Source organism: Pedobacter nanyangensis (assembly GCF_003313505.1).
Lineage (GTDB): Bacteria > Bacteroidota > Bacteroidia > Sphingobacteriales > Sphingobacteriaceae > Pedobacter > Pedobacter nanyangensis.
This window is the reverse complement of record NZ_QMHO01000011.1, coordinates 156,776-163,176: the sequence shown is the minus strand read 5'-3', so window position 1 is coordinate 163,176 and position 6,401 is coordinate 156,776. Positions and strand designations below refer to the sequence as shown.

The 6,401-nt window shown below is 40.4% G+C and carries 6 protein-coding genes; 1 reads left to right on the top strand and 5 read right to left on the bottom strand.

Annotated elements, in window-relative coordinates; genetic code table 11:
• Nucleotides 1–981: site-specific integrase (locus DUT71_RS16460; protein ID WP_113663634.1), on the bottom strand; the 981-nt coding region annotated here is incomplete at its 3' end.
• Between the two features lie 344 nt (nt 982–1,325).
• Here DUT71_RS16460 and cls point away from each other — a divergent pair.
• Nucleotides 1,326–2,798: a cardiolipin synthase gene (gene cls, locus DUT71_RS16455; RefSeq protein WP_113663633.1), complete on the top strand. Its 1,473-nt coding sequence runs from the start codon at nt 1,326–1,328 to the stop codon at nt 2,796–2,798.
• Nucleotides 2,799–3,112: 314 nt separating this feature from the next.
• On the opposite strand, the gene DUT71_RS16450 is transcribed toward cls, so the two are convergent.
• The 4 genes from DUT71_RS16450 to DUT71_RS16435 all read right to left on the bottom strand — a co-directional run bounded on the left by DUT71_RS16450 (nt 3,113) and on the right by DUT71_RS16435 (nt 6,233).
• Nucleotides 3,113–3,901, bottom strand: coding sequence for a helix-turn-helix domain-containing protein (locus tag DUT71_RS16450; RefSeq protein WP_113663632.1), 789 nt, complete (start codon nt 3,899–3,901; stop codon nt 3,113–3,115).
• A complete protein-coding gene (locus DUT71_RS16445) occupies nt 3,901–4,995 on the bottom strand; it encodes an MBL fold metallo-hydrolase (RefSeq protein ID WP_205313971.1) in 1,095 nt (364 codons plus the stop codon). Before DUT71_RS16445 ends, DUT71_RS16450 begins: the two co-directional genes overlap by 1 nt.
• 46 nt (nt 4,996–5,041) lie before the next feature.
• A complete protein-coding gene (locus tag DUT71_RS16440) occupies nt 5,042–5,713 on the bottom strand; it encodes a Rossmann-fold NAD(P)-binding domain-containing protein (RefSeq protein ID WP_113663630.1) in 672 nt (223 codons plus the stop codon).
• A gap of 145 nt (nt 5,714–5,858) precedes the next feature.
• Nucleotides 5,859–6,233: a hypothetical protein gene (locus DUT71_RS16435; protein ID WP_162796083.1), complete on the bottom strand. Its 375-nt coding sequence runs from the start codon at nt 6,231–6,233 to the stop codon at nt 5,859–5,861.
• Nucleotides 6,234–6,401 lie beyond the last annotated feature (168 nt).

Here is a 6,401-nt window from a genome sequence, read left to right as displayed (position 1 = left end):
GATGTGGCCAGTTTGCAAAAAAAGCAGTGGCCAGTTTTGGAATAATCTACATCTAGGAAGCGTGTTACCGTATTTTGTCATAATTGTCTTAACGATAGGGTGCATAGGAATCGAAACCTGTGTTCCCGTTTTCTGAGTTCTAATCTTAATCATGCTCTTACCACTTGGATCTGTTGAAATATGTTCATTAGTAAGTTGACTAAAATCAGAAAACCTTAGACCTGTATAACATCCAATTAAGAAAAGGTCTCGAGTCCTAGAAAGATATCCTTGTTCGAGTTCTAATAAGTAAAGCTTTTTTAATTCATCTTCATTAAGGTATATATGGTCTCCATCTTCTTTGTCTACTTTAAAGCGTTTACTTTTAAAGTCTTTAGGCACATTTATACCCCTTTCTTCTGCCTCTCGTAAAAAAGCTTTTAATGTTTTAATGTATTTGCCAATTGTGTTATTGGTAAAACCTTTTTTCAAAAGAAACTCTTTAAAATCGAGATAAAAATCAATGGTGATTGAGTCGAAATCAATCTTTTTCCTTTTTTTCTCCGCATAAGTATTTAAGTGACTCAATGTTGTGTTGTAAACACTTATTGTTCCAAGCTGTTTGTTGTCTTTAGACTGTTCTATGAAATCTTTAATAAAAGATGTTAAAGTAACTTTGACATTTACTTCTTTGTCTATATGTAAATCTTTTAGGAGCTCTTTTTTTAAGCTTTCGGGAGTAATAGTTTGTCCGTCGTTTTTTAAACGCCTATATGCATTGTTAACTGCTGTTTCAATATTATTTAGACGGGTATTAAATTCTGAATGTTCAATAAATGTCTTTATGCTCTTAGCCCTCTGTTTATCTACATTCCAGTTTTTAGGATGTATCTTTTCACCAGTAGACCACTTGAGCTTTTTATAGTCAAAATGATATTGTAGATAAACTAGTGTTTCTTTATCGCTTTTTGGTTCTTTAAGTATAAATTTTGCTTCTGGCATGCCCTCATTGTTGATATATTAAAGATAAATATAATTTGAGTAGGGGACGAATGAGGGGACGAAATATTTTTATTTGTTTTAATTTGGCTTTACTTCTATTTGCCTAAAAGTTTGTATATTGCTATTTAAAGAGGTATTTTAAATATGAAGAGATTAAAGAGAAGAAAATATAATCAGTCCCGTCCGGACCGCAAGAAAGCTTCAACAGAAATGTTGGAGCTTTTTGCTTTTATGGACTTTCACCAGCCGCATTTGCGCATTAGTTATCGCCTAAAATTCGTTTTGCTATAAAACTTAAAGGCCATCAATTGTTTTATCCTATATTTGATTAAACAAGCGCTTACATGCTGCAGCAACAAACCATCTGGATTTTAATCGCCGAAATTGCCTACCTCCTCATTTTGGGCATTACCTGTTTTCGTATTGTTTACGATACCCGTTCAGGGAGTAAAACCCTGGCCTATCTGTTGTTTGCCATATTTGTACCGGTTATTGGCATCGTCTTTTATTTCTCCTTTGGCGTAAATTACCGCAAGCGGAAAATGTACGATAGAAAGCTGAACGTGGATGAACAATTCAAGAAAGAAGTACATCGGTTGTTTCAGGCGCATAATCTCGAGGAAGCCATCCATAGCGATGAGGTACTGCTCAAATCTGAACGTTTGATTAAGCTACTGGCCAATAGGAAATCAAACCGGGCCTTTCTGTTACCTAATAACAATTTCCAACTGTTATTTAATGGAGAAGAAAAATTTCCAGCCCTTATTGCTGATCTACAAGGGGCCAAACACCACATCCATATCGAATATTACATCTATGAAAATGATGAAATAGGCAATACCATTAAGGAAATATTGATTGCAAAAGCCCAACAGGGGGTTAAGGTGAGGGTAATTTACGATGATTTTGGCAGTAAGGGCATCCGTAGAAATATTGTCAGAGAACTTAAGCGCAATGGAGCAGAAGCTTATCCCTTTAACAAAGTGCGCTTGTTGCTATTGGCCAATAGGCTCAACTACCGCAATCACCGTAAAATTGTTATTATTGATGGTATTGTGGCCTACACCGGCGGTATTAACGTGAGCGACAAGTACATTAACGCTTCCCGTAACCGAACCTATTGGCGAGATACGCACCTTCGTATTAAAGGAACAGGCGCCATGGCCCTGCAACAAGTTTTTGTGTCAGATTGGAACTTTTGTAGCGATGAACATCTGTCGGTTTCCGGAGATCAGTACTTCCCTTTTAACCAGATGGAGGTGCACGGACAGGGCAAGTTGCAGGTGATTTCGAGCGGACCCGATTCAGACCTGCCCAATATTCTGTTTGCAACCTTGCAGGCCGTTCATACCGCCAAGTCGGAAATATTGCTCACTACGCCATATTTTATCCCCGACGAAACTTTACAGCAAAGCTTGCTCATGGCGGCCATGGGGGGCATTGATGTGAAGCTTTTAGTGCCCGAAAAAGGCGACTCGAGAATTGTGGACAGTGTGTCGCGGATTTACTTTGAGGAGCTGTTACAGGCTGGCGTAAAAATTTACCTTTATAAACGGGGTTTTATCCATGCCAAAACTTTTGTGGTTGATGGGGTGCTGGCATCGGTGGGCACGGCAAATCTCGATTTGAGGAGCTTTGACCTGAATTTTGAAGTATCTACGCTCATTTACGATACCCAGATTGCCGAGCAGTTGCGTAACGCATTTTATGAGGATTTGAAGCATAGCGAGCAACTGTTTTATACTCGCTGGATTAAGCGTTCCTTATGGATCAAGGGCTTGGAAAGGGTACTGCGGTTGGTTTCTCCCTTTATGTAGCTAGTGCTTTTCTTGTCGCTTGTTCGTCTCTTTTTGTTGGGGTCTTCTGCTTTGTGTCACCCTTTCAGGGGCCATCGCATTGTTCCTGCATTTGCTATCATAATATCACCATTTCGTGGTTTCACTTGTTGGTGCTTCGGATGAATATGGTTGTTGGCTGGGCTACCTGGATATTATGCTTTTTGCTGATGGATTTGGAAGGTTAGGTCAGAAGGACAGCCATTATTAAAGGATATTGGATTGGCGCACAACCACGAAGTAGTGACACCATAAACCATGCATCTTTGCTGGAACTGCTAAGCAGATGTGAACAATTAGCTCTCTGCCAATTTGGTGGGTGCATAGCCAAACAGCTTCTTAAAAGCAAAGGAAAAATGCGACAAATCCTCGAAGCCCAAATCCAAGTAAATATCCGAAGGCTTTTGCTGTTTCTTGCTGATGAGGAAATGCGCCTCCTTTAACCGTTTTTGGATGAGCCATCGGCTAGGCGTTTCAGCAAATATCTTCAGGAAATCTCTCTTGAAAGATGACAAGCTACGCCCTGTGAGGTAAGCAAAACGCTCAATCCCAACGTTAAACTTATAGTTTTTGTTCATAAAAGCTTCCAGATCTATTTTAGCCGGAATACCAAAATCAAATAGTACATTGGCCAAATCAGGATTGGTTTGTAGTAAAACAAGCAGGAGCTCCTCTCGTTTTACCATATCAAAAGCACCCTCTATTTGATGCCCATCTTGATAGTAGGGCATGAGCGAACTTACAAAATGAGGGACTAAAGGTGTTTTCTGGAGTTCATAAAAAGCACCTTTGGCTACCGTTCCCGTTTTCCTAACGCCATGTTTTTGCTGGAACTGTTTCAGGAAAGCTTCGTCAAACACTACCACAACCTTTTCAAAAGCTCCGTTATCTTCCGTTTTGGTATAGCGGGCCAGATAGTTCTTTCTAATCAAACAATACTCCCCGCTTTTAATGGTGTATTTTTTATCGCCATCATAACCGGTGGCATTGCCTTTGGCCAAAAACATAAAGATATGCTCCGGAATAAATTGCTCTGGCGAAATTTCGGGACCTATGTAACAAGAGGTAATTTCTGCAGTAGCCATTATTTAACTCCTTTCCACCATTGTTTAAATGCTTGCGTATTATTGTCAAGCTCAACTTTTTCTCCAATCATAGGCGTTACCAAAGGCAGTTTCCCTTCCGCTAATCGGCTAATATCGTTGAGTGGCTCGTCCCATTGGTGCATGGCCAAGGTGAACTTAGAAGAGTGCACTGGAAACAATCGCTTTGCCTTTAAATCTTTGGCCGCTTGTAAAGTCTCGTGTGGTAAAGTGTGGATGGCCTGCCAGGCTACATTGTATTGGCCGTTCTCTAAAATGGCGAGATCCATAGGGCCAAACTTCTCTCCAATTTGTTTAAAGTGCGTATCGTAACCACTATCGCCGCCAATAAAAATCTTAGCTTTTGGCGTTTCTAAAATATAGGAAGTCCAAAGCGTGTTGTTGCGTGTAAAACCACGGCCAGAGAAATGTCGCCCAGGCACCGTATGAAGCTTGAATCCGTCGCCTAGGTTAATTTCTTCGTACCAATCCCTTTCCATAAGCTGGGCAGGAGAATAGCCCCAGTATTCAAAGTGTTCGCCCACGCCAAGTCCGCAAATTACGGTATTCACTTTTGATTTTAGGGCGATAATGGTTTCATAATCCAAATGATCGTAATGATCGTGACTGATTACCAAGTAGTCGATGTTGGGCAAATCATCTGTACTGTAAATTTCTGTACCTTTAAATGATCTGGTAGTGCCCGGCAGGGGCGAAGCATTTCCGCTGAATACGGGGTCTACCAAGAAACGCTTGCCATTCACTTGCATAAAATAAGAAGAATGGCCAAACCATACCAACACATTTTCATTGGCGGGCAAGTTTTGCAAATCCGTTTTTACCGAAGGCAAACGATCCACGGGCTTGCGGCGAGGGTGGTTTTTGAATAACATATCGAACATCACGCCCAACATCGAATAGCCCTCCGTTAAGCTGGGAGTGTGGTGCAAATTTTGGAATTTGCCGTCCTTATAGTTGGGAGATTGCAGCATACGCTCTAAACGTTTACCGCTGGGTGCCTTGCCAAATTTGGGCGAGCGCATATAAAAATAGGTGCTAATGGCCAATAGCAAGGCCAAGCTTAACAATACGATCATAGTGTATTTAAATATTTTAAGTGTTTTTTTCATGGATACCTGAGCGCTAATGTTTGGCTAACTGTTTTATATCCGAAACTTCTAAAATCTGTTTTGGATATCCTATGGCAATGCTATTGATCATTGCTTGGCCAACCTCTTGCATCGTGCTTACGTTGTTGGGCAACAACCATTTAAAAAGCCCATACATTTTTCCAATAACCTTGTAATAGCCTTTAACGTTTTGTTGGCCTTTGGTGGGTTTCATAAATCCCGGCCTGAAATGATATAATGTTTTGAAATCCATTTCAGCAAGGGCGTTTTCGGTTTTTCCTTTTACCCTTGCCCACATGATTCTACCTCGCTCTGTGCTATCGGTATGACTGCCAGAAATGAAGCAGAAAGCCAGGTTTGGATTAATTTCAAGCAAAGTATCGGCAAAAGCCAAAGTTGTATCGTAAGTGATGTAGCGATAATCCTGTTCGTGCATTCCGGCAGAACTGATTCCTGCACAATAAAAACAGGCATCGTAGCCTTTTAACTGGCTTTTTATCTCGTTAAGCCCAAAAAAGTTGGGTACCAATAGCTCTTTAAGCTTGGGATGGGTTTTGCCGCAGGCTTTCCGGCCAACTACCAATACTTCGGCAATTTGGGGCCTGGTGAGGCATTCCAACAAAACACCTTCTCCCACCAATCCGGTAGCACCAGTAAGGATAACTTTTTTAGCAGTGTTATTCAATGCGTTATGAATTGTTTATTTCTCTCTATGATAAATTTACGATACAAAAGTCAGCATAAAAAACAAATAACGCTTTGTTAAAAAGTTCAATTTTGTTTTGTTGAAAAGTTCAATTCAATTGGGTTGCCTGGCGAGGTAAGTGAAGCTATCTGTATTTGCGGAAAAAAATACCTGCTGTAAGGTCCCAAAACCAGCGGTTGGTATCTACTTTGGCTTCTCCGCAGTCAATTACAGCACTTCTAAAGGCAGCAAACCTAGCCAGTTTTGTTATTGGCCAAACCCTAAAATGCTTTTGAATGCCCAAGGAGATCCGGTAGGCAATTAAATGTCCCCAAATTTCGGCCACTAACGAAGCCCTATTGATGTTAAGCGCACGGCCATAGTGTGCCTGGTAGTCTCGTTTGATGTCATCTACTAAAATTTCGCAATGTTTGTACAGCAGGTTAAGGGTCTGTTTCTGCTTGTAAGGCCTAAAATCCAAACTTACCACTTTTGGCCTAAAGCTTACTTCAAGTGTCAAAGATTTAATAAAATATGTTTTAAGGGTACTATTCATTTAAAATATAAAACAAGAGATATCATATCAAACGTTTGCGCATCATTCATGGTTGTCAATATTTCTAATTAGCCTCAGTTTTTTCCTACCTTGAGCCTAAATTTCACCAAGTATATTAACCTAATACAACCA